Annotated in this window: 21 protein-coding genes; 9 read left to right on the top strand and 12 right to left on the bottom strand. The window is 65.0% G+C overall.

Annotated elements, in window-relative coordinates; translation table 11 throughout:
• Positions 1-185 precede the first annotated feature (185 nt).
• The 3 genes from DK366_RS00975 to rsgA form a co-directional block, all read right to left on the bottom strand.
• Complete coding sequence (locus tag DK366_RS00975; protein ID WP_109123646.1) at positions 186-1460, bottom strand: flavohemoglobin expression-modulating QEGLA motif protein; 1275 nt, start codon at positions 1458-1460, stop codon at positions 186-188.
• Positions 1457-1588: a hypothetical protein gene (locus DK366_RS21660; RefSeq protein ID WP_255412528.1), complete on the bottom strand. Its 132-nt coding sequence runs from the start codon at positions 1586-1588 to the stop codon at positions 1457-1459. The genes DK366_RS00975 and DK366_RS21660 overlap by 4 nt, the downstream gene beginning before the upstream one ends.
• A gap of 68 nt (positions 1589-1656) precedes the next feature.
• On the bottom strand, positions 1657-2712 hold the full coding sequence (gene rsgA / locus DK366_RS00970; RefSeq protein ID WP_109123645.1) for a ribosome small subunit-dependent GTPase A: 1056 nt from the start codon (positions 2710-2712) through the stop codon (positions 1657-1659).
• Between the two features lie 150 nt (positions 2713-2862).
• Between rsgA and DK366_RS00965 the strand changes: the two genes are divergently transcribed.
• The 7 genes from DK366_RS00965 to DK366_RS00935 all read left to right on the top strand — a co-directional run bounded on the left by DK366_RS00965 (position 2863) and on the right by DK366_RS00935 (position 10876).
• Positions 2863-4113, top strand: coding sequence for an aminotransferase class I/II-fold pyridoxal phosphate-dependent enzyme (locus DK366_RS00965; protein ID WP_109123644.1), 1251 nt, complete (start codon positions 2863-2865; stop codon positions 4111-4113).
• Between the two features lie 6 nt (positions 4114-4119).
• Entirely contained in the window at positions 4120-4716 is a 597-nt protein-coding gene (locus tag DK366_RS00960; protein ID WP_109123643.1) for an SGNH/GDSL hydrolase family protein, read from the top strand.
• Between the two features lie 306 nt (positions 4717-5022).
• On the top strand, positions 5023-5880 hold the full coding sequence (locus DK366_RS00955) for a UDP-2,3-diacylglucosamine diphosphatase (protein ID WP_109123642.1): 858 nt from the start codon (positions 5023-5025) through the stop codon (positions 5878-5880).
• Between the two features lie 262 nt (positions 5881-6142).
• On the top strand, positions 6143-7066 hold the full coding sequence (gene grxD / locus DK366_RS00950) for a Grx4 family monothiol glutaredoxin (RefSeq protein WP_109123641.1): 924 nt from the start codon (positions 6143-6145) through the stop codon (positions 7064-7066).
• 161 nt (positions 7067-7227) lie between these two features.
• Entirely contained in the window at positions 7228-7893 is a 666-nt protein-coding gene (locus DK366_RS00945; RefSeq protein ID WP_109123640.1) for a response regulator, read from the top strand.
• A gap of 8 nt (positions 7894-7901) precedes the next feature.
• The gene (locus DK366_RS00940; protein WP_109123639.1) at positions 7902-9290 is read left to right on the top strand and encodes a sensor histidine kinase; all 1389 of its coding nucleotides are present in this window, start codon (positions 7902-7904) and stop codon (positions 9288-9290) included.
• Positions 9291-9508: 218 nt separating this feature from the next.
• Positions 9509-10876 carry a glutamate--cysteine ligase gene (locus DK366_RS00935; RefSeq protein ID WP_109123638.1) on the top strand — a complete coding sequence of 456 codons (1368 nt, stop codon included), beginning with the start codon at positions 9509-9511 and terminating at the stop codon, positions 10874-10876.
• A gap of 65 nt (positions 10877-10941) precedes the next feature.
• On the opposite strand, the gene DK366_RS00930 is transcribed toward DK366_RS00935, so the two are convergent.
• Together DK366_RS00930 and DK366_RS00925 are read right to left on the bottom strand one after the other, a co-directional pair.
• Positions 10942-11355, bottom strand: coding sequence for a hypothetical protein (locus tag DK366_RS00930; RefSeq protein WP_109123637.1), 414 nt, complete (start codon positions 11353-11355; stop codon positions 10942-10944).
• 65 nt (positions 11356-11420) lie between these two features.
• Positions 11421-11834: a hypothetical protein gene (locus DK366_RS00925; protein ID WP_109123636.1), complete on the bottom strand. Its 414-nt coding sequence runs from the start codon at positions 11832-11834 to the stop codon at positions 11421-11423.
• Positions 11835-12031: 197 nt separating this feature from the next.
• Here DK366_RS00925 and DK366_RS00920 point away from each other — a divergent pair, with 197 nt between their 5' ends.
• Both DK366_RS00920 and DK366_RS00915 read left to right on the top strand, forming a co-directional pair.
• The gene (locus DK366_RS00920) at positions 12032-13144 is read left to right on the top strand and encodes a histidine kinase (RefSeq protein WP_109123635.1); all 1113 of its coding nucleotides are present in this window, start codon (positions 12032-12034) and stop codon (positions 13142-13144) included.
• Positions 13141-13929 carry a LytTR family DNA-binding domain-containing protein gene (locus DK366_RS00915; protein ID WP_109123634.1) on the top strand — a complete coding sequence of 263 codons (789 nt, stop codon included), beginning with the start codon at positions 13141-13143 and terminating at the stop codon, positions 13927-13929. The genes DK366_RS00920 and DK366_RS00915 overlap by 4 nt, the downstream gene beginning before the upstream one ends.
• A gap of 19 nt (positions 13930-13948) precedes the next feature.
• Here the strand turns inward: DK366_RS00915 and DK366_RS00910 are convergent, their stop codons facing one another.
• The 7 genes from DK366_RS00910 to DK366_RS00880 form a co-directional block, all read right to left on the bottom strand.
• Positions 13949-14623: a hypothetical protein gene (locus DK366_RS00910; RefSeq protein ID WP_109123633.1), complete on the bottom strand. Its 675-nt coding sequence runs from the start codon at positions 14621-14623 to the stop codon at positions 13949-13951.
• A gap of 44 nt (positions 14624-14667) precedes the next feature.
• A complete protein-coding gene (locus DK366_RS00905; RefSeq protein ID WP_198651375.1) occupies positions 14668-15525 on the bottom strand; it encodes a heme ABC transporter ATP-binding protein in 858 nt (285 codons plus the stop codon).
• Positions 15522-16508, bottom strand: coding sequence for an iron ABC transporter permease (locus DK366_RS00900; protein ID WP_232820858.1), 987 nt, complete (start codon positions 16506-16508; stop codon positions 15522-15524). The genes DK366_RS00905 and DK366_RS00900 overlap by 4 nt, the downstream gene beginning before the upstream one ends.
• Before the next feature lie 68 nt (positions 16509-16576).
• Positions 16577-17431, bottom strand: coding sequence for an ABC transporter substrate-binding protein (locus DK366_RS00895; RefSeq protein WP_109123631.1), 855 nt, complete (start codon positions 17429-17431; stop codon positions 16577-16579).
• Entirely contained in the window at positions 17424-18509 is a 1086-nt protein-coding gene (locus tag DK366_RS00890) for a ChuX/HutX family heme-like substrate-binding protein (RefSeq protein ID WP_109123630.1), read from the bottom strand. Before DK366_RS00890 ends, DK366_RS00895 begins: the two co-directional genes overlap by 8 nt.
• A 13-nt stretch (positions 18510-18522) precedes the next feature.
• On the bottom strand, positions 18523-20826 hold the full coding sequence (locus tag DK366_RS00885; protein ID WP_109123629.1) for a TonB-dependent hemoglobin/transferrin/lactoferrin family receptor: 2304 nt from the start codon (positions 20824-20826) through the stop codon (positions 18523-18525).
• A gap of 260 nt (positions 20827-21086) precedes the next feature.
• On the bottom strand, positions 21087-21899 hold the full coding sequence (locus DK366_RS00880) for a hypothetical protein (RefSeq protein WP_157956416.1): 813 nt from the start codon (positions 21897-21899) through the stop codon (positions 21087-21089).
• Positions 21900-21949 lie beyond the last annotated feature (50 nt).

Raw genomic sequence — 21949 nt, 5'->3', positions numbered from 1 at the left:
TCGGGGCCGCGAGGCGGCATCGCGCAATGGTATCACCGGCGACACCTCTCTCCCGACGATGCGGTGCAGCATGGTGACGCGATGGTTCACACAACTGGTATGCAACGAAGGCCTCCTGTAGGAGCGCACTTGTGCGCGACCGAGGTCAGGCCGGTCGCGCACAAGTGCGCTCCTGCAAAAGCAGGCTAGAGACTCAGTGAAAGCGTCTCCGCCTCCACCTTGCCCATGTGTATGCGATTGACGAACAACGAGAACGCGAGCTTTCCTGCGAGTCCATGCGCATGCTGCATCCACGGCGGCAACCAGCGTGGCGCGGCGATGACACCGGATTCGAAATAGGGTTGCAGGCTGATGACATCGTGCAGCGCCAGCTTGCCCGCGAAAAGATTCCGCAACATATCCATGCGGCGCTGCTTCAGCGCCCACCGGAAGAAGGTGTGCACCGTGAGCAGGCCGGACAGATAGACATTGTCCTTGGCGAACGCCGCCCCGCCCGTGAGCGGCACACCGCGGAACACGCGCTGCGCGGAGTGGAAGCTGTCGGCGGGGTTTTGCCCGCAATCGCTGAAGAAACGGTAGACCTCGACGAAGTCCGCGCCGCTCAAGGCCATGTCGATGGCAAGAATGCGCAGGCTGATGCGCTTCAAACGCGAGATGTCGATGGCGCCCGACATCAGCTCGGCGAACACCGCCAGGCCTTCCTGCGTCGCCGTGACGCGCGGTGATGTGCGCGCCAGCGAGGCCAGCAGCGGCTGCGCGCGGCCATTGAGCGCGGTAAGCGAATGCACCAGCGCTTCGTGCGCCAGCAGCTGATGCCGGTCGTAATCGGTGAAACGCGTACCGCCGCGCAAACGAATGCGGGTCGCGCCTGCGGCGGCCTTCGCGGTGAGCTCCGGGTCCACTTCCACGGAAATCAGCGGCTCGCCGAAAAAGTCGTCCAGCGTCTTGCTCAGGTCCGCGCGCAGGTCGTCGGCGGAAATCGCCGAATTCACGTCGTCGGCAATCAGGTCCGAGCCAAGCTCATCGGAGAGTTCGACGAAGTAGCGCGCCGCATCCAGGTTGCTGCGCTCGCTGCCTGGGATTTTGTCACCGGGCCGGCCATACAACACAATGGACGGTGCGGTGACCTGGTCCGTGCCCGCGGCTTCCAGCATCTCGGCGGCAATGCGCCACGACTCGGCCGTGCGGCACAGGTATTCGCCCAGCGGATCGCCGTAGCCCGCTTCGCGCTCGATGGCGGCCAGTTCGGCGCGTTCGGCGGAAAGGTCAGGCACCTGGTACTGCACATCGGGCAGTGTGAACTGGCCCTTAGCGTAGGCCGCGATCATGCGGTCTTCGAGCGATGCGGGCCACGCGACAGTGGGCAGGATGCGGATGCCTTTGACGGCGGCGAGCAGGCGTTGGTCGAGGTCGGCGTAGCGCTGGAGTTCGGGGCTGAAACGGCTGACGTCAATGCTCATGCCTTGCTCCCCCGCACGGCACCCACGCATCCCACGTCTTCAAGAAACAGCGCATCAGACAACCCGAGCCAGAACGCGGGGAAACCCCGCTTGTAGAAAAACACCGAACGCGACGACAGCCGCTGCATGCCCGCTTCCCCAACCAGGACGCCCCGATAGTAGTGCACCCGCGCGGAAGCGAAAGCGCCGCAGGCGGCTATTCGCGATCGCGCGAGTGTCGATTGCCGTGCGGTTTGGTCGCTGGCCGCCCGCCGCGCTGGCGGCGCAGCTTGGCCTCCAGCGTGGTGGCCTGCTCCTCGCGCTCGTCGCGCAATTTCAGGTAGTTGCGCCAGCGCTCGGCGGAAAGATCGCCACTGTCCAGCGCCGCCTGTACCGCGCAGCCGGGCTCGCTGCCGTGGCCGCAATCGGCAAAGCGGCATTGCTCGGCCAGTGCATCGATGTCGGCGAACAGGTCGAGGTTTTCTTCGCCGGTGAGCTTGAGTTCGCGCATGCCGGGCGTATCGATCAGGCAACCGCCGCTGGGCAGTTGCAGCAGCGCGCGGTAGGTCGTGGTGTGGCGGCCGCGACTGTCGTGCCCGCGCACTGCGCTGGTGGCCATGCGTTCGGTGCCCAGCAGCGTATTGGTGAGCGTGGACTTGCCCGCACCGGACGAACCCACCAGCACGGCGCTGTCGCCGGGCTGCAGGTAAGGCAGCAACAGGTCGATGCTCGCCGGGTCCTTGCCGTTGATGGCGTGGATGGGCGTGCCCTGCGGCAGGCGCTCGCGCAGCGCAGCCAGCAGTTCCGCTGCGTCTTCGCGCGTGTCGAGTTTGCTCAGCAGCACCACGGGCTGTGCGCCGGAACCTTCGGTCAGCGAGAGGTAGCGCTCGATGCGGGCCGGATTGAAGTCGCCATCCAGCCCCGTCAGCACCAGCACGTAATCGATGTTGGTGGCGATGATCTGCCGTTCGTAGCGCTCACCCGCGGCCGCGCGCGAAAGCACGGTGCGGCGCGGCTGCACCTGCACGATGTGCGGCGGCTTGCCGGACTCGATTTCCACGAAGTCGCCGACCGCCGGACGCTCGGCCGGGTCCAGGCTGCGCTTGAGGAAATGACCGGCCGGCTGGGCGCCGAACAAGTGCTCGCCGTCGTGCAGTTCGTAGCCTGCCCGGTGCTGGGCGACCACGCGGGCCAACTGGCGGCCGTCGGCTGGCAGGGAGTCCCCGCGCCAACCGATGCGGCGCAGTCGCGAAATGGTTTCGGCATCCGTCATGGGTCGACATTATGCCCTGCCTGCCACGCTGCCCGAAAAAAGCCCGAAATACCGCGAAATACAGCTCCCACCACGCGTCGGGACGAGTTAGCATCGGGTCAGCGGCCGGATTCGTGCGCCGCAACAACACCAAGACGAAGGACGCTCGCGTTGGCCTCGATCAAACCCAGTGCGCACCTGGCGGACGTGCGCTATGAAATCCGTGGTGCCCTGACCCGGCGATCCCGTGAGCTGGAAGCTGCCGGCCTGCCGATCATCAAGCTCAACATCGGCAACCCGGGCCGCTACGGCTTCGAAACCCCGGCGCACCTGCGTGAGGCCATCGCCCGTCATCTTCACGACAGCGAGGCCTACGGCCACGAGCAGGGCCTGGAAGAAGCGCGCGACGCCATCGCCGCCCAGCAGCGCCATCGCGGCGCGCGCGGCGTGGAAGTGGAGCGCATCTTCGTCGGCAATGGCGTCAGCGAGCTGATCGACCTGAGCCTGCGCGCCCTGCTGCAGCCCGGCGACGAAGTGCTGCTGCCCAGCCCCGACTATCCGCTGTGGAGCGCCGCCACCATCCTCAATGATGGCAAGCCGCGCTATTACCGCTGCCTCGCCGAGAACGGCCACCTGCCCGATCCCGAGGAAATCGAAGCCCTGGTGACGCCGCGCACGCGCGCGCTGGTGCTGATCAACCCGAACAATCCGACCGGCGCCGTGTACCCGCGCGAACTGCTGGCCCGCATCGTGGACATCGCAGCGCGCCATCGCCTGCTGCTGCTCAGCGACGAGATCTACGACGAAATCCTCTACGACGGCACCACCTTCCAGCCGCTGGCCGCAGTGGCAGGCGACGTGCCGTGCGTGAGCTTCGGCGGCCTGAGCAAGGTGCACCGCGCCTGCGGCTATCGCGTGGGCTGGATGAGCCTGTCGGGCGATCCGGCGAAGACCACCGACTATCGCGATGCCCTGCAGTTGCTGGCCGCGCTGCGCCTGTGCGCCAACGTCACCGCGCAATGGGCCGTGCGCCCGGCGCTGGAGACGGCACCGACCATCAACGCGCTTACCTCGCCCGGCGGTCGCCTGCATGAGGCCCGCCGCGCCGTGCTTGAAGGCGTGGCCGCCAGCGAGTTTCTCGACCTGGTGTCGCCGGCGGGAGCGCTCTACGCCTTCCCGCGCGTTCGCGCCGACCGCATCGCCGACTTCGACGACAACGCCTTTGCGCTGCGCCTGCTGGAAGAGGAATCCGTGCTCGTCGTGCCGGGCAGCAGCTTCAACGTGCCGCACAGCCGCCACCTGCGCCTGACCCTGCTGCCACAGCCAGACCAGCTACGCGAAGTGCTGGTGCGCATGGAGCGCGTCCTGGCCGGCATGGCCGCGACGCAAAAGCCGCGCGTTGCCGCTGCCGTGGCCTGCTGAGGCACGATGCGTTATCTCGCGCTGGGCGATTCCTATTCCATCGGCGAAGGCGTGCCCGAAGCGGGCCGCTGGCCGGTGCAACTGGCCGTACGGCTGGAGCGCGAGGGCGTGGCGCTGGACGAGCCCACCATCCTCGCCACCACCGGTTGGACCACGGACGAACTGTCGGCCGCGATGGATGAGGCCACGTTCGAGCCGCCGTACGACCTGGTAAGCCTGCTGATTGGCGTGAACAACCAGTACCGCGGGCGCAGTGCGGAGGACTATCGCGAGGAATTTCGCGGCCTGTTCGATCGCGCCGTTGCGCTTGCCGGCATGCGCCCGGAACGCGTGCTGGTGCTGTCGATTCCCGATTGGGGCGTCACGCCTTTCGCCCATGGCAGCGGGCGCGACGTGTTGCAGATTGCGCACGAATTGGACGTCTATAACGCCATCGCCCAGGAAGAAGTGGAAGCGCGCGGCGCGCATTTCGTCGATATCACTGGCATCTCGCGACTTCACCCCGCGCTGCTGGCAGACGACGCCCTGCATCCGTCCGCCGCGCAGTACGCCCTGTGGACGGAGGCGGCGGTGCCGACGGTGGTCGGGATGCTCTCGGTCTGATATCCCGCCAAAATCACCCCAAAATCCCTCACTGTCTTTATCCCTCACCGTCATTCCCGCGAAGGCGGGAATCCAGTGCCTTTCTTCCTGTCGCGAAAAGCGCCAAAGGCGCTGGATTCCCGCCTTCGCGGGAATGACGGTGAGGGAAGCGTGGTTGACGAGGAAGCCGGGTGGGTGCGCCAGATAAAGTCGAGCGCGCGCAATGCGGAAAAGCCTGCCGCGGAAACCACACTGCAACCTTTCCGCCATCGTGCGGTGACGAAGCCACGGCATTCTGGCATCCCGGTAACCACCGGGAGAGACAGCATGGCGACCTTCCATTGCCGCAGCGCCTTCATTTCGGACGTGCATCTGGGCACGCCCGACTGCAAGGCCCGCTACCTGCTCGATTTTCTGCGCAAGCTCCGCTGCGAGAAGCTTTATCTCGTCGGCGACATCATCGACATGGAATCCCTGGCACGCCGCACGTGGTGGCATGCCGACCATGGTGCGGTCATCGCGGAAGTGCTGGACCTGGCGCGCCGCGGCGTCGAGGTGATCTACATCCCCGGCAACCATGACGCGCCGGTGCGCGGCCTGGCCGGCCAGAGCTTCGGCGGCGTGAAGATCGCGCTGGACGCCGTGCACGAAGGGGCCGACGGCCGCCGCTACCACGTCAGCCACGGCGACGAATTCGATCCGGAGCAGGTTGGGCGCACATGGATGGTGCACCTGGGGGAAGTGATGCATCGCTTCATCTGCTGGACCAATCGCCGGGTCCACGCGATGCGCAGCCGCATGGAGCTTCCCTACCTGCCGCTTTCCATCATCGTGAAATCGCACATCGGCAAGGCGCTGGCCTACATCCGTGCCTACGAGGAACGCGTGGCCAACGACGCACGCGAACGCGGCTTCGACGGCCATATCTGCGGCCACATCCACTTCGGCCACGTGCGCGACATGGATGGCGTGCTGTACCTCAACGACGGCGACTGGGTGGAACACTGCACGGTGCTGGTGGAAGACCACACCGGCGCCATGGAGCTGATCCATTGGAGCGAGCAAGTCGCTCCGCTGGGACGCGCCAGCCGCGAAGTGGTGCTGCCCTCGCCCGCCGCTGCACTGGCGCTGGCACCGCTGACGCGGGCGAAGCTGGATTTGTCGGAGCTGCGGCCGGCGGCTTGATGTAGCTAACTAGTCAGGCGAGACCTCTCCTGACCGTCATTCCCGCGAAGGCGGGAATCCAGTGCCTTTTCACCCTGCGACGGGGCAGACAAGAGCGAAAGTCGCTGGATTCCCGCCTTCGCGGGAATGACGGTTTCTTTTGAGCGCACGAGAGCGCCCTGGCGCTTTTGCCCCACAAAGCGGCCGCCCCCTTGCATCCCCCGAATCCGCCGGCATATGCAAAGGGCTACAATCCGCCCTCTTTGCCGGAGTCTCCCGTCCCATGTCCCTCGACAGCGCCACCCGCGAACGTATCGACTCCCTGCTGCAGAACCACCGCGTGGTGCTGTTCATGAAGGGTACGCGCCAGCAGCCCATGTGCGGCTTCTCGGCCGCGGCCACCAACACGCTCAATGAATTGCTGCCGGAATACCACACGGTGAACGTGCTGGAAGACCCGGAAATCCGCGAGGGCATCAAGGCTTACGGCGACTGGCCGACCATTCCGCAGCTCTACGTGGGCGGCGAGCTGGTGGGCGGCGCGGACATCATTCGCCAGATGTACGCCTCTGGCGAACTGCACCAGCTGTTCGGCGCCTCGGCACCGGATCGCACGCCGCCTGAGATCACCATCACCGACAAGGCCGCCGAGGCCATCCGCCAGGGCACGGCCAACGCGCAGGGCCTGGCCCTGCACCTGGAAATCGGTCCGGACCACAGCGCCGGCTTCCAGCTGGCCCCCGGCAGCGACCACGACATCGTGGTCACCTCCAACGGTATCGAAGTGCACTTCGACCCGGGCAGCGCCCAGCGCGCCAAGGGCATCGTGATCGACTGGGTGTCCACCGTGCAGGGCGAAGGCCTGAGCCTGAAATTCCCGGGTGCGCAGGACATCGGCAGCCTCACCGTGCAGCAGCTGAAGGAACGCCTGGCCGCCGGCGACATCACCCTGGTGGACGTGCGCCCGGCGCACGGCCGTGCCGCCGCGGCCCCGCTGCCGCAGGCCCGCATCCTGGAAGAGGAAGGCTACGACGCACTGGCCGCCCTGCCCAAGGACGCGCCGATCGCCTTCATCTGCCATCACGGCGTATCCAGCCGCGGCGTGGCCGAGCGCTTTGCCGCGCACGGCTTCACCAAGATCTTCAATGTCGAAGGCGGCATGGACGCCTGGGCGCGCGAGATCGACTCCACGGTGCCGCGCTACTAAGCCGCGCGACAGATAACCGACGGATGATGAAAGGCACCCGGTGGGTGCCTTTCTTTTTGGCGCCGGGGGGGCGACGTACGCCGAAGATCGGACCGTTCCGACGACGGCGAACTGAAAGGCGTGTTTGCTAGCATGCCCACACCATTTCCATGACGTGCCCTATGCGCATCCTGCTCGTCGAAGATGATTCCCTCGTATCCGACGCCATCTCGCGTGGCCTGGTCGGTTCCGGTTATGTGGTCGACGCCGTGGGCGACGCCGAATCGGTGGCCTCGCGACTGACGGATACGCACTACGACCTGGCCATCGTGGACCTGGGACTTCCCGGCGAGGACGGCCTTTCGCTGGTGCGCCGCCTGCGTCGCAGCGGCAGCTCGCTCCCGCTGTTGATCGTCACCGCCCGCGACGGCCTGGACGACCGCATCACCGCGCTGGACCTGGGCGCCGACGATTACCTGGTGAAACCGTTCGCCCTGCCGGAACTGGCCGCCCGCTGCCGCGCACTCATCCGTCGCGCCACGGCCGCCGCCGCCAATGAAATCGTCGTGGGTGGACTGCGCATCGACCTGGCCGGACGCCGCGCGCTCAACGAGAAAGGCGACGTGCTCGAACTCACCCGTCGCGAGTGGTCCATCCTCGAATGCCTGGCGCATCACAGCGGTCGCGTGGTGAGCAAGGAACGCCTGACCCAGGCCATTACCGGCTGGAGCGAGGACATCTCGGGCAACGCCATCGAAGTGCACGTGTCGCGCCTGCGCAGCAAGCTGGGCAGCTCGGCCACCGTGCGCGGCATCCGCGGTCTCGGTTATCGCCTCGAAGACGCCTGAGTCCGCTCATGGCCCTGCGCAAGCGCCCCACCAGCGTCCACAAGCGGCTGCTGAGTTATCTGCTGGCGCCGCTGTTCGTGCTGCTGGTGGCGGGCGTGGCGGTCGACCATCACGTCATCGTCAGCCCGATCCACAGCGCGTTCGATCATTCGTTGTCGCGCTCGGCGCTGGCCATCGTGGCACGCATCCACGCCCGGCCCGACGGCCAGCTGGACGTCGGCCTGCCCTCGCATCCGCCGCCGCCGTTGCGCGCGATGCCGGACGAGCAGTTTTTTTATAGGGTGAGCCTGCCCGATGGCACCACCATCGCCGGTTCGCCGGAACTGCCCATCGCTCCCGACAGCCAGTCGCCGGATGGCTTCAGCTACACCAACATAACGTTCCGCGACCAGCCGTTCCGCCTCGCCAGCTATCGCACCAGCGAAACCGGCGACCCGCTGGTGGTGACCGTGGCCGAAACGCCCGCCAGGCGTGATCGCGCAGTGCACCGCCTGGACGTGGCCTTCCTGATCAACGACACCGTGCAGATGGCCGCGGTGCTGATCATTGCCCTGGTCGGCATACGCATCGCCCTGCGTCCGCTGCAGCGCCTGAGCCGGCAGATTGCCGGACGCCCCGCGGTCGCCCTCAACCAGCTGCCCACCGAAGACGCGCCCGCGGAAGTGCTGCCGCTGGTGGAATCGCTCAATTCCCTGCTGGGGCGCGTGCGCGATTCGGTCTTGTCGCAGCAGCATTTCCTGGCCAACGCCGCGCATCAACTGCGCACGCCGCTGACAGGACTGAAAGCCCAGCTGGAGGTGCTTACCCGCGAAACGGCGGGCACGCCGCTGCAGGAACGCATCACCTTGTTGCAGGGTGGCGTGGACCGTCTTGCCCATACCGCCAACCAGCTGCTGACGCTCGCACGCGCTGAACCATCCGCCCATCGCGCCAGCCACTTCACGGCTGTCGATCTGCCGCACCTGATCGGTGAGGTGATCGACAGCTCGCTCGACCGTGCCATCGCCCACGGCATCGACCTGGGCGCGGACAGCGAACCCGTGCAGGTCACCGGTGTGTACTGGCTGCTGCACGAAGTGCTCAACAACCTGATCGACAACGCCATTCGCCACACGCCCGCTGGCGGCAACATCACCATCCGCTGCGGCATGGAGAACCATCGCCCCTTCCTGGAAGTGGACGACAGCGGCGTGGGCATTCCGCCGGAAGAGCGCGAGAAAGTGCGTGAGCGCTTCTACCGCAGTGCGCGCAGCACGGCCAACGGTTCCGACGGCTGTGGACTGGGCCTGGCCATCGTGGACGAAGTGGCCCGCGTGCACGGCGCCAGCCTGAGCATTCTCGAGGGCAGTTCCGGGCGCGGTGCCCGGATGCGCATCGACTTCCCCCTCGTTCGCTGAGCTCCACGGCAAGCGATGTCGGCGTGGCCGCCAGGGTCGCGACGTCATGCCGCGCAACCCGAGCCTTCGCCGCCACAACACACATCGCCGGGTAAACAGAAAGGTGGCACCCTCGCCCAGCACGCGATGGCGCCATAAATTCAAAAGTTCGGAAAATCGGCACTTTGATTTAGGATGCGTCGCCCCCACAGTGGTGCCAGCCCTGCAAGGAGTTCCCCGTGTCCATACCCAGTGCCGTCAAGAGCACACCCATCGGCAGCCGCCAGCAGCTTGTTGATTACGTCGCCGCGGGGGAGAAGCCGCGCGAGGCATGGCGCATCGGCACCGAGCACGAGAAGTTCGGCTTCCTCACCGATACCTTGCGTCCACCCACCTTTGAAGGTGAGCGCGGCATTCGCGCACTGCTTGAAGCCCTGGCCTCGCGCTACGGCTGGGACGTGGCGCGCGAAGGCGAGAACCCGGTGGCGCTGTCACGCGACAAGGCCTCCATCACGCTGGAGCCTGCGGGGCAGCTGGAGCTTTCCGGCGCGCCGCTGGAAACCATCCACGACACCTGCGGCGAGGTGAACACACACCTCAACGAAGTGCGTTCCATTGCCGAAGGCATGGGCATCGGCTTCCTGGGCATGGGCTTCCAGCCCAAATGGCGTCGCGACGAGATGCCGTGGATGCCCAAGGGCCGCTACAAGATCATGCGCGAGTACATGCCCAAGGTCGGCAACCTGGGCCTGGACATGATGACCCGCACCTGCACCGTGCAGGTGAACCTGGATTTCGGCAGCGAAGCGGACATGGTGCGCAAGTTCCGCACCAGCCTGGCACTGCAGCCCATCGCCACCGCGTTGTTCGCCGATTCGCCGTTTACGGATGGACGTCCGAACGGCTATCAGTCGTATCGCTCGCACGTGTGGGAAGACACCGACCCCGATCGCACCGGCATGCTCGATTTCGTGTTCGAAGACGGCTTCGGCTACGAGCGCTACGTCGACTACGTGCTGAACGTGCCGATGTACTTCAGCTACCAGGATGGCAAGTACATCGACCTGGCCGGACAGGACTTCAAGCGCTTCATGGCCGGCGAACTGCCTTCCCTGCCCGGCGTACACGCCACCATGAAGGACTGGGCCGACCACCTCACCACCGCCTTCCCCGAAGTACGCCTCAAGCAGTACCTGGAAATGCGTGGTGCCGATGGTGGTCCGTGGAACCGTTTGTGCGCCCTGCCCGCGCTGTGGGTGGGACTGCTCTATGACGACGAAGCGCTTGGCGCCGCCTGGGATCTGGTGAAGGACTTCACCCGCGAGGAACGCCACGCCTTGCGCGACGGCGTGCCGCGCCAGGCGCTGAAGCTGCCGTTCCGCAAGCACAGCGTGCGCGAGCTTGCCGCTGAAACGCTGAAGATCGCCTCGCACGGCCTCAAGCGCCGCGCCCGGCTGAATCGCAACGGCGCCGATGAAAGCATCTTCCTCGAACCGTTGATCGAGATTGTCGAAGCCAACCAGACGCCCGCCGAGCGCAAGCTTGAACTGTTCCACGGGCCGTGGAACGGCAGCGTCGATCCGGTGTTCCGCGAGTTCGCGTACTAAACACCGCTCGCGAAAAAGCCCCGCCTTGCGGGGCTTTTTTTATGCCATCGAAAAATACGGTAGCGTCAACGGACATCAGCTCGCTTCGCCGGACCACCCAACGCCCCGCCCTCCTTGATGTTCACCATGACCATGAGCTTGCCGTTCGTGGTCGTGCCGTTGGGCCCCATGGTGCTCTCGAACGTGCCGGACTTCGACGTATCCAGAAACTTCACCATGGGCTGGCCTTGTTCCTCCACCGCAATCAAGGTGATGTCCCGCACCGAACCATCGGAAAGCGTGACCTTGCGATGGAACTGGCCGGTGAACAGTTGCGGCTCGACGAGGTTCTGCTTCACTTCGTCAACCGACACGCCATAGGTGCCAACCACCGGCTTGCCCGCCGTTGGTTGGGCCAGTGCACGCGTCGCCACCGACACAGCCACGCCTGCGGCAAACCCCATCACGACCAGCACGAACGACCGACTGACACGACGCATGGCAACCTCCGGGATCGATGGCTACGACTTGTTCGCCCATCGTAGCCCGACTCAGGTGCGCCCGCTTACGGCGAACCGGCGGCCTCGGGCGCGTCCTTCAGCGACGTGGAACGTTCCGGTCGCGCGCCCACGGCGAGGCGCAGGCCATCATGACGACAGACGTCCATATGCGGATAGAGCAAGGTGCGATCGCCGTGAAGCGTGACGCGCACATCGCGCACACATGCACCGGATGGCACATCGACGGTCACTGAGCCGAGCGCACCGGTCAACGGGCGCGCCAGCGTCACCTCGCGAAAATCCATGCTGCCGCTCGGGGCGAAGGCGAGCGCCGTCATGTCGTCGTACGTGGCATTGACGACACGCAAGTGGCGTGACGATGCATCGCTTGTTGTCGCACAGGCGGACAGCGCCATCAGCAGCGTGGTCGACAGAATGGCAACGCTCGACAGGGAAAGGGCAACACGATGAATGTTCATGGCAGCGCTCCGGCCGTGGGCAGATGCCCGCACGCCTGTGCGGGTGGGGCCATGGAACGCCGAACGGATGCATCCCGACAGCGATTCGTGACGAATCGTCGTGGCGCAGTGACGAATCGTAGTGATCGAACGGGTCGCTTCTATCCGCGAATTCAGGCGCCTAAGATGGTCTCGACGATCCATGCGGACCCGCGAACATGAAGATCCGGCTGGGCAACACGGATATCGGACTGGGCCACTATCTCGGCCTGTGGACGGCCGTGGCTGTCGTGTTCGGCGTGCAGGGCATGCTTCACGACATCGTGGTCCGCGACCACGTGTGGTCGCCGTGGGACTACCTGCGCTGGTCCATGATCCAGTGGTACACGTGGGCGGCACTCGCACCCTGGGTGTTCCGCCTCGCCGCCAGGTATCCCATCCGCTCGCCGGTACGCCTGCGCGGACTGGGTACGCAATTGCCGTTGAGCCTTGGCGTGACCCTGCTCAGCCTGGTGATCGGTGCCGCGGTTTCCACGTTGTTCGAACCCAGCGATTTCACCCAGCAGCTGTGGTACTTCGTGGGTCAGCACTTCGCGCGTGGGCTGCTTACGTATTGGACGCTGTTCGCCATCCAGCAGGCCATGGCGTTTCATGAAGAAAAATCCCGGCGCGAACTGGAAGCCAACCGCCTCTCCGCCGAGCTCGCGCAATCGCGTCTGCAAGCACTCAAATCCCAATTGCAACCGCATTTCCTGTTCAACACGCTGCATGCCATCGCCACGCTGCTGGACGAGGACACGCTGTCGGCCGAAGACATGCTGATGCGCCTGAGCGAACTGCTGCGTGCCTTCCTCGAAGACCAGGACGGACAGGAGATCAGCCTGCAGCGCGAACTGGTGCTGCTGGATCTATACCTCGGCATCCAGCGCACGCGCTTCAAGGATCGCCTGACCACGCAGATCTACGTGAGCCCGGACACGCTCCACGGCGCCGTGCCCAGCCTGATCCTGCAGCCCATCGTCGAGAACGCCATTCGCCACGGCATCGGCGAACGCGTGGGCGCCGATTGCATCGAGATCGAAAGTCGTCGCGAGAACGACACGCTTTGCATCGATGTGCGCAACCGCAACAGCACGCTGGAAGCCAATAAGGCATCCACGGGCCACGGCATCGGCCTGAGCAATACGTCGCTGCGGCTTCGCGAACTTTACGGCGACGCGGCCGAGGTCAGGCTCGACATGATCTGGCCGCAAGGCGTCATCTGCCGCCTGCGCCTGCCGTTCCGTGAAATCGAAGAACCGGATGAAGCACCGGAAGTGGCAAGCGCATGAGCATTGTCACGCTGGTGGTGGACGACGAACCCATCGCACGCCGCGCGATCGTCCGCCTGCTCAAGGCCGATCCGGAGATCGCCTTGCTGGACGAATGCGGTGACGGCGAGACTGCCGTGCAGGCCATTCGTCGACACGCCCCGGACCTGGTCTTTCTCGACGTGCAGATGCCTGCGCTCAACGGCATGGACGTGGTGACGGCCATCGGCGCCGACCATATGCCTGCCACGGTATTTGTCACCGCGTACGAGCAATACGCCGTGCGCGCGTTCGAAGCGAACGCCGTGGATTACCTGGTGAAGCCTTTCAGCCGCGAACGTTTCGCCAGCACACTGCTCCGCGTGAAACAACGGCTCGCTGCAAAAAACACGGCCGAACAACCGCCGATAGCGCGGATCATGCAGGCGCTCGACTCGTTGAGCCAGCGCGACAATTACCTGCAACGGCTGCCGGTGCGCGTCGACGAGCACATCACCTTCGTCAATGTCGATGACATCGTATGGATCAAGGCCAGCGGCAACACCGTGCTGCTGCACCTGGCAGATCGCGTGCACGAGATGCGCGAGACGATGACCGTGCTCGCATCACGACTCGATCCGCGGCACTTCGCGCGCGTGCATCGTTCGGCCATCATCAACACGCGTCGCATACAGGCCATCCACCCGTGGTTCAACGGCCACCATGTGGTCACCATGGATACGGGGCAGAAGCTGCGCATGAGCCGATATCAGCACGAGGCGTTCCTTCGGCTGGTATCGACGCGGGACAATCGCACGAGCGACTGAACGCCCGGCGAAGCCCGAATCAATGATGCGCCGTGTGATCGTCATCGAGAGAGGCATGACCACCCATGCCTCCCATGCCGCCGCCCATGCCACCCATGCCGCCACCGCCTTTGCCGCTGCCCTTGGAATCGCCTTTGGCGTCACCCTTCGCACGCGTGCCGGCCACGCGCGTCGGGCCTTGTCGCGGAATGGCCAGGTGTTTCGGTACGGGTTCCAGGTCCAACACCTTGCGGATGAAGTCGCGCACCGACACCACCAGTTCCGCCGTATGCGTGGGTCGCCCTTCGGCCAGCTCGGTGGCCGCACGCGCCGCCAGCGCCACCTGCTCCTCGGTACCCAGCAAGATGATGTCCGACAACGCGGCTTCGACGGCATCGCGCATGCGGCGCGACCGGTCCGATACCGGCAGGGCAATGGCGACCGCCTCGCCTTCCGCCGGCAACGAGGCTCGCCGCAGGTCGCGAAGGTGTGAAGGGTCCACCGACAGATCACCGGTGAAGGAGCCACCCAGCGTCTTGTACGCCGCGATCAAGGTACGAAGGCGCTCGTTGATCTGGCGGTTCTCGCGCTCCCGGCGTTGCTGCACGGTATGCATGGCAAGCAACCGTATCCCCACCGAGATCAGCGCAATAAGCGCGAGCCCGATGATGGTCGACAGCAGGGCGTGCCAGGAACTGAAATCCAGGTTGCGCATGGATGGCTCCGGAAAGACGTGCCACCCATTCTCCCCGGCCCGGGTCAACGGGACGCAAAAGCCACCTGGCTGGCCCGGCGCGCCGGATGGATCAGCCAACGACCTTCGTCGTCGAGAGTCCGTTGCAGGGGAATGCCGTAAATGCGGGACAACACGTCGGCCTCCAGCGCCTCGGTCGGATCGCCGTGCCGCACCAGGCGACCTTGCGCCAGCAGCGCGACATCGTCGGCATAACGGGCCGCCAGGTTGAGGTCATGCAGGACCACCACGACGCCGAAGCCTTGGCGAGCCAGCGACTGGGCGTGCTGCAACATGTCGTGCTGATGAGCGATATCCAGGCCGGCCTCCGGTTCGTCCAGCAACAGCCACGCGGGCGTGTCGCGGCAATCCCACACCTGCGCCAGCACACGAGCCAACTGCACGCGCTGTTGCTCGCCACCGGACAGTTCCAGATAGCTACGCTCACGCAAATGCGTGGTACGGGTAGCGAGCAACACTGCTTCGACGATACATGCATCGGCATCGCGCAACGATGCGGCGCCTTGCGGGCTGCGCCCCAGCATCACCACTTCGTCCACGCGAAAGGCGAAACCCAGCTGCACCTTCTGCGACAGCATGGCGCGCCGTCGCGGCAGCTCGTGCAGCGGCCACGCGTGCACGGCGCGCCCATCCAGCTGCATGTCGCCATGCGAAGGGCGGCGCAGCCCGGCCATCACGGAAAGCAGACTGCTCTTGCCAGCGCCATTGGGGCCAATCAGGGCGAGCAGTCTGCCCGGCTTCGCGCGAAGATCGATGCCTTGCAGCACGCGTCGCGTGCCGTGGCTGAGATGGACATCCCGCGCCTCAAGCACACCGGATGTCGCCTCGGATGATGACGCACGCCAGTCCATCGCAACGTTCATGTCGACTCTCCCACGCGAAGGCGCAACAACAACCAGAGAAAGAACGGGCCGCCCAGCAGCGCGGTAATCACGCCAATCGGCAGTTCGGCGGGTGCCACCACCACGCGCGCCACGGCGTCCGCCGCGATGAGCAGCGCTGCTCCACCGAGCGCAGAGGCGGGCAGCAGCAGGCGATGATCGGGGCCCCACATCATGCGCACCACATGCGGCACCAACAGGCCCACGAAGCCGATGACGCCACACATGGCGACGGCCGCACTGGTGGCGAGCGCAGTCAGTGCGATGAGTTGCCTGCGAAGCCGTTCCGGATGAAAGCCCAACAGCGCCGCTTCGCGCTCGCCCAGCAACAGTGCATTGAGCGCGTTGGCGTAGCGCGGCAGCAGGCACACCGGCAACAACATCAGCGGCGCGACGGCGAGCAGGCGCGACCAACTCGTGCCGCCCAGACTGCCCAGCGTCCAGAAGCTCAGGTCACGCAACTGATGTTCATTGGCCATGAAGGTGAACAGACCCACGCCCGCCATCGCAATCGCATTGATGGCCACGCCCGCCAGCAGCAGCGTGGCGATGCCCGGTCGTCGACTGCCGATCAGATAAACCAGCGCCGTGGCCGTGACGCCACTGGCAAACGCGGCGCCCGCGACACCGAACGATGCGATCACGGCGGGCAGCGACGCCAGCACGCCACCACCCAGCACGATCATGCCAATGGCACCCAGTGCGGCGCCGGCCGACACGCCTACCAGCCCCGGCTCCACCAGTGGATTGCGAAACAAGCCCTGCATGGTCGCGCCGCTGCATGCCAACGCCGCGCCAACGAGCGCTGCCATCAGCACGCGTGGCAGACGCAACATGAGCACGATGGCATCGTCCGTTGCGAGCGTCTTGCCCGTCGCGCCGCGCCACAAGGCACCGATCACATCGGACGCGGAGAGCGGCATGGCACCGGTCGCCATGCCACCCACGGCGACGGTCAACAGCAAGGCCGTCAGCCCCACCAACGGAAGGCTGCGAAACCGCCGGACAGATGGCCGTTCCATCGCCACCGTGTTCATGGCCGAATGGAAGCAAGCATGCGTTGGAGTTCCAGTTCATGCTCGGCATTGCGTGGGCCGAATCCGAGCAAGGCCTGCCCATCCACGAAGACGATGCGCCGCGCTCGCCCGGCGGGCGTCATCGCCACGCCAGGCAGTTTGAGCACGCCATCGATGCCGCCGAGTTCGGCCTCGCGCTCATGCATCAGCACGATCACGTCGGGTGCCAATGCCGCCATCGCTTCCGGCGACACCGCCTTGTAGCCACTGAAATCGCCGCCCACATTGGCGCCGCCTGCCAGCGTGATGGCGGCATCCGCCGCGGTGTCGCGACCCGCGGCCTTGGGACTGCCATCGCCCGCCGACATCAGGAACATCACGCGCGGATGCTTCGGCATGGCGGCCACGGCCTTGGACAAGCTGGCGTACTGCCCATCGATCTTCGCGGCCAGGGCTGCGGCGGCAGGCTTCCGATCAAGTGCATCGCCGACCTGCTTCACCTTCGCGACCACGGCTTGCGGTGTACGCGTGACCGGCATCATCTCGATGCGCATGCCGGTGTCGCGCAATTGCGTCATCACCGTCGCCGGCCCGGCGTCGTGCGTGGCCAGGATCAGCTGCGGACGCAAGGACAGGATGCCTTCCGCCGCCAGCTGCCGCACGTAGCCAACATCGGGGAGATGTGTCGCCGCCTGCGGCCACAGGCTGGTGCTGTCGACACCGACCAGCGTGTCCTGTGCATCCAGTGCGTAGACGATCTCCGTGATGTCGCCACCCAACGCCACCACGCGGAGCGACGCATCGGCTGCGCGTGCCGTGAGCGCCAGCGAGAGCAGGGCCGTGAACGCGCCAACGAACCACGGATTACGCATGGCTGCTCTCCTGGTCCGGCAGGCTGTCCGCCAGCGCGCGCCACGCTTCCAGCTCGGGTACGCCCGGCTTGCGCTTGCCGAACAGCTGCACGATCTGTCCACCGCGCACGTCGTAAAGCTCAAGCGATGTCACGTGACCTTCGGGCGTCGGCTTGCGTACCACCCAGCTTTCCACGATGTGGTCTTCGCGCAGGTGCAGGTTGAAATCCTCGTCCAGCACATTGAGCCACGGCCCCATCACCTTGATGTTGCGCACCGGCCCCGTGTGGATCTGCACCACGCCGGGCGAACCCACGAACACCATGATGGGAAGGCCATCGCTGCTTGCCGATTCGAGCAGCGTGCGGATGGCCGTGTTGAGCACCGGACGCGCGAACTCCCGGCCAGCAAGGCGAAGGGCCTGCGTACGGGTCACCTTGTGCTGCTTCAGCATGGCGAAGAAATCATGCGGATCGCGCAGCCGGCGCCAGCGTTCGCGCAAGCCGGTGACATCGACGGCATCGTCTTCCAGCTGCAGGGGAAGCGGTTCCTCCACGGCACGGATGGCCAGCAGCGGCGATTGCACGGGCGCCGCGAATCGCCCGACCAGGCCCGACCACGCGTGATGATGGCTGCGGTCCGTGAGATACACCTTGTGCACGGCGCGACCATCGCCATCGAAGAACTGCAGGCTCTGCAGCCAGCGGCCGCGCGACTCCTCGCGCACCGCAAAACCAAACGCCCAGTGCTTGAGGAACAGGCGCAGGTCGATGTCTTCATCGAGCACCACGCCCATCACGCCACCGATCTCGATGTTGGCAAACGTGCCCTTCTTCTCGTGGACGCAGCTGTCGTTTCGTGTCAGCACCATCACGTGCCCCAGTTCGGGCAGCGACTCGATCAACGCAGGCCATGGCCCTTCCAGGCGCGTCACGCCGTCGCCGCAACGACTGGCGACAAGCTCGGCTTCGCTTACACCGAGACGATCGGCCACATCACGTGCACGAAGGTTGGGCTCCTGTTCGCGCAGTCGACGCGAGGCCTCCAGCAGCTCGGGAATGGACAAAGAAGATGCAGGGGAATGAATGGATTCAAGCATGACGATGCTCCGGTCAGAACGCGAACTTGGCGGCGACGCTGAAGGTGCGGCCAGGCATGGTGAGGCGATCGGCAGGCACGCCGCCGGTGCCCGAATCGTTGAGGCCGTTGCCGGTCACGAGATTGCCGAGCGTGCCGCCGTTCAAGTTGCCCCAATCCCAGTACTTGCGGTCGCCGAGGTTGCTCACGCCCGCATAGAACTCGAGGTTGTCGATCGGCGTGTAGTGCGCATACAGATCAAAGGTGGCGTAACCGGCTGGCCGGAACGCGGCAGGGTCGCTCAGCGCCGAATGCCTGCGCACACCGGTGCCGACCAGTTCCACGCCCCATTGCGCGGCGTCGTAGCTCACGCCCAGCACAAGCTTGGCGGGGTCGACCGTATTGAGCGGGCTGTAACCCGTATCGCCCGGTTCAATCAAACGCCCGCTGGCCACGGATGCATTGCCTTTCAACGTCCAGCCTTCAAGCCCATCGCTGAACTGCGCGAGCCGCAGCGCGCCGCTTGCCTCCGCGCCCTTGATGGTGGCCTTGGGTGCGTTGACCGCCTGGTAGTAGAAATTCATGCCCGGCATCACCGGCACCCAGCTCGGCACCTGCGATGCGGACAACGCGTAGCCTGACCAGATGAAGTCGCGATAACGGTTGTAATACGCCGCCACGTTGAACCAGCCCGCGTCGCCCTTGCCGCGCAATCCCAGTTCCAGGCCGCGACTGGTTTCCGCCTTGAGGTTGGCATTGGGCAGGAAGGCAATGTTGAAACCGGGGAACGGTTGTTCGTTCCATGCACCGGCGATTTCGCTGTACAGCGGCGGACGGAATCCCTGCGCGTAATTGAAGTACGCGCTCAACGCCGTATTGAAGTGCCACAACACGCCGAGCTTGGGCGAGGCGTGGGTCTTCTCGTAGTTCTGCGGCACGTAACCCGGGTTATAGGCCGAGTACAGCGCGTCAGCATCGGGCTTGTATTCGTAGCGATCGACTCGCACGCCAGGCATCAGCGACAGGCGTCCGTCGAACAAGCCGATCTCGTCCTGGCCGAACACGGAGTAGCGATCCGTCTCGCTGGAAGGAATCAGGTGCAGCGGATAATTGCCGGGCAGGAAGGCCGATGTCTGACCCGTGGCACCCGTTTTCTTGTTGATGCCGTAGCCATCCACCGTCGACATGGCATCGGTGCGCGAAAGCTCCGCGCCGTAGCTGATGGACTGCGTCACCGCCGCTTCGTCACCCAGCGATTTCACCGCCACGATCTTTCCGCCGGCAACTTTCTCCTGCAGCGGAAGATTGTCGTAGAAACGCGCAATGGTAGCCGTTTCGGTCTGCGTGTTGGTGCGCGTGCGGCTCTTTTGCCAGTAGACATTCCAGTCCAGCGTATCGGCGACAGCGCTGTTGAGCTGCGGAAACCACTGTCCCACGCTGGCGCGGAACCGCATGTCTTCGTCCTGCGACTCGTAGTAATGCGCGCTGGATGTAACGCTGGACAGCGAATCCGTCCGCGTGCGCGTTTGCGAGCCATCCACCGTGTAGCGGTCCACGCGGCCGCTGTCGGCGGTATGCACGTATTTGCCCAGGAAGCTGTCGAGCTGGTAGGTGAGCGGATCGGGTCGCGTGCGCGTGGCGCCCGTGCCGCCGACGTCACCCTTGTTGTCGGTTTCATGGCCTTCGCGATGATTGGCGACGAACAGCACACCGTTGCGCTTGTCGCCTCCGGCAAACGTTGCCGTGGTCGAAAGGCTTCGATCGGTGCTGTCGACCTGCTCCTTGACGGCGATGTAGTTGCTGCCGTCGCCGCGCAGATAGTCGGCGGGGTCCTTCGTCTGAAGGCTTACCGTGCCGCCCAGCGCATCGGAGGGATACAGCACCGAGGCCGGCCCGCGCACGATATCGACCTGCTTGATGTCATCCAGGTCGATGAAGTTGCGGCCTGCGCGGAAACTGCCGCCCGCCACGTTGGCGCCGAACGAAGCCGGCATCGAAATGCCGTCAATCTCGATGCGCGTGCGGTTGCCCGACAAGCCGCGGATGTTGAAGCTGTCGAGTCCGAAACGGCCAGCAGTGCCGATCACCGACACACCCGGCTCGTACTGCACAAGGTCGCGAATGTTGGTGACCAGGTGACGATCCATCTGCACGCGATCGATCACCGACACCGTGCCCGGCGTGTTGAGCTCGATGGTGGGCGCAAGCGCGGTGACCTGCAGCGCGGGCAGATCGGTGGCGGACTTTGCGTCAGCCGCGGGGCTCGCAGACTCCGCAGCGTAGACAGGCAGGGACAACAGGGCGCCGATCACGGCGGCCAGCGGGGTAAAGCGCAGCATGTGGGTTCATTCCTTTGCCAAGCGTGGAGATCACGCGGCTGGCTGGCAAAGGAGGCAGAACGTCTGCCCGAGCTGGCGGCCGAAGTGAAACGTGGGCGCCCAAGGGAGGGTTGCGGGCACCATCTAAATGAGAATCTATCTCATTTGTGAAGTGCGCGTCTAGGGCTTGGCGAGATTTTGCGACAAGGATGCCCGAAAGCTGCTCACGTCAGACGACCGACAAATGGATGGCCAAACGAATCAGACGCTCCCACGCACTCTCAAGGCGTCGCCTTGCGCACGGCATGCGACAGCGTCAGCTCGGGGACGTAGTAATAGCCGTCCCACGGTTCTCGTGTCGCCGGTGAATCCATCACGACATGAACGTCATCGCCTTCAGGCGAAAACACCGGAAGCCGTTTCGACGCGCATTGCGGTGTGCAAAACCACCCTGTGCCCTTGCCTGGCTTGATGTTGAGGGAAATCACCGTCAACCCGGAGCCTTTGACATTCGCGGCAAACGGCGACCCTTGCATGCCCGGCATGCCCATCAAGCGCGCATGGGCATTGCCTATGAAAACCAGCCCGCGACGTGCATCGAACGACTTCATGGTCTCCACGAACAACGATGCACCCTCGGCATCGATAGGTTGCCGCGCAACGGCGAGCAGGCGAATGCGCCCGGGCGATGCCGTCGTGACGTCCAGCAAGGCTCTCACCATCTCAAGCATGGCCGCACCGTGTCGACCATCCTTGAATTCATCCCAGAACGGGTCGGCCTGAATCCGTGTCCATAAGGCTTCGCGGTTTTCCGGCGTCACCTGGTCGAAGTACGCGTTGAACGATTCGGGCAGCTCAATGCCTATCACTCCCCGCGCGTCGCCCAGATCGCGGGCAAACAGGCAAGCCGCGTTCGCGAAGATCGCCGGCGGCTGCTCCGTACCGTGGAAATCGCCGAATATCACCACTTGTGCGGAAGCTGTTGCTTCGAATCCCTGCAACGGTGCGCAACCTTGTCGTGACCCGGCTGACGCAGCCGTCGACGAAAAGAGCATCGACGCCAGGAACCATACGATCCATGCAATACGTGGCATGACATTTCCCTGCGGTTGAGGCGCGGTGATCGCGCTGCTTTCCTTGCACC

This window comes from Dyella sp. C11 (assembly GCF_003121485.1).
Classification (GTDB): Bacteria; Pseudomonadota; Gammaproteobacteria; order Xanthomonadales; family Rhodanobacteraceae; genus Dyella.
Note: the sequence above shows the minus strand (reverse complement) of the source record. Positions and strands in the feature narration are given on the sequence as shown.

What these genes read in the sequence shown, in the direction of transcription:
- DK366_RS00975 (WP_109123646.1), bottom strand. Translation starts at nt 1,460, where the DNA reads ATGAGCATTGACGTCAGCCGTTTCAGCCCCGAACTCCAGCGCTACGCC.
- DK366_RS21660 (WP_255412528.1), bottom strand. Translation starts at nt 1,588, where the DNA reads ATGCAGCGGCTGTCGTCGCGTTCGGTGTTTTTCTACAAGCGGGGTTTC.
- rsgA (WP_109123645.1), bottom strand. Translation starts at nt 2,712, where the DNA reads ATGACGGATGCCGAAACCATTTCGCGACTGCGCCGCATCGGTTGGCGC.
- DK366_RS00960 (WP_109123643.1), top strand. Translation starts at nt 4,120, where the DNA reads ATGCGTTATCTCGCGCTGGGCGATTCCTATTCCATCGGCGAAGGCGTG.
- DK366_RS00955 (WP_109123642.1), top strand. Translation starts at nt 5,023, where the DNA reads ATGGCGACCTTCCATTGCCGCAGCGCCTTCATTTCGGACGTGCATCTG.
- grxD (WP_109123641.1), top strand. Translation starts at nt 6,143, where the DNA reads ATGTCCCTCGACAGCGCCACCCGCGAACGTATCGACTCCCTGCTGCAG.
- DK366_RS00945 (WP_109123640.1), top strand. Translation starts at nt 7,228, where the DNA reads ATGCGCATCCTGCTCGTCGAAGATGATTCCCTCGTATCCGACGCCATC.
- DK366_RS00940 (WP_109123639.1), top strand. Translation starts at nt 7,902, where the DNA reads ATGGCCCTGCGCAAGCGCCCCACCAGCGTCCACAAGCGGCTGCTGAGT.
- DK366_RS00930 (WP_109123637.1), bottom strand. Translation starts at nt 11,355, where the DNA reads ATGCGTCGTGTCAGTCGGTCGTTCGTGCTGGTCGTGATGGGGTTTGCC.
- DK366_RS00925 (WP_109123636.1), bottom strand. Translation starts at nt 11,834, where the DNA reads ATGAACATTCATCGTGTTGCCCTTTCCCTGTCGAGCGTTGCCATTCTG.
- DK366_RS00920 (WP_109123635.1), top strand. Translation starts at nt 12,032, where the DNA reads ATGAAGATCCGGCTGGGCAACACGGATATCGGACTGGGCCACTATCTC.
- DK366_RS00915 (WP_109123634.1), top strand. Translation starts at nt 13,141, where the DNA reads ATGAGCATTGTCACGCTGGTGGTGGACGACGAACCCATCGCACGCCGC.
- DK366_RS00910 (WP_109123633.1), bottom strand. Translation starts at nt 14,623, where the DNA reads ATGCGCAACCTGGATTTCAGTTCCTGGCACGCCCTGCTGTCGACCATC.
- DK366_RS00905 (WP_198651375.1), bottom strand. Translation starts at nt 15,525, where the DNA reads ATGAACGTTGCGATGGACTGGCGTGCGTCATCATCCGAGGCGACATCC.
- DK366_RS00895 (WP_109123631.1), bottom strand. Translation starts at nt 17,431, where the DNA reads ATGCGTAATCCGTGGTTCGTTGGCGCGTTCACGGCCCTGCTCTCGCTG.
- DK366_RS00890 (WP_109123630.1), bottom strand. Translation starts at nt 18,509, where the DNA reads ATGCTTGAATCCATTCATTCCCCTGCATCTTCTTTGTCCATTCCCGAG.
- DK366_RS00885 (WP_109123629.1), bottom strand. Translation starts at nt 20,826, where the DNA reads ATGCTGCGCTTTACCCCGCTGGCCGCCGTGATCGGCGCCCTGTTGTCC.
- DK366_RS00880 (WP_157956416.1), bottom strand. Translation starts at nt 21,899, where the DNA reads ATGCCACGTATTGCATGGATCGTATGGTTCCTGGCGTCGATGCTCTTT.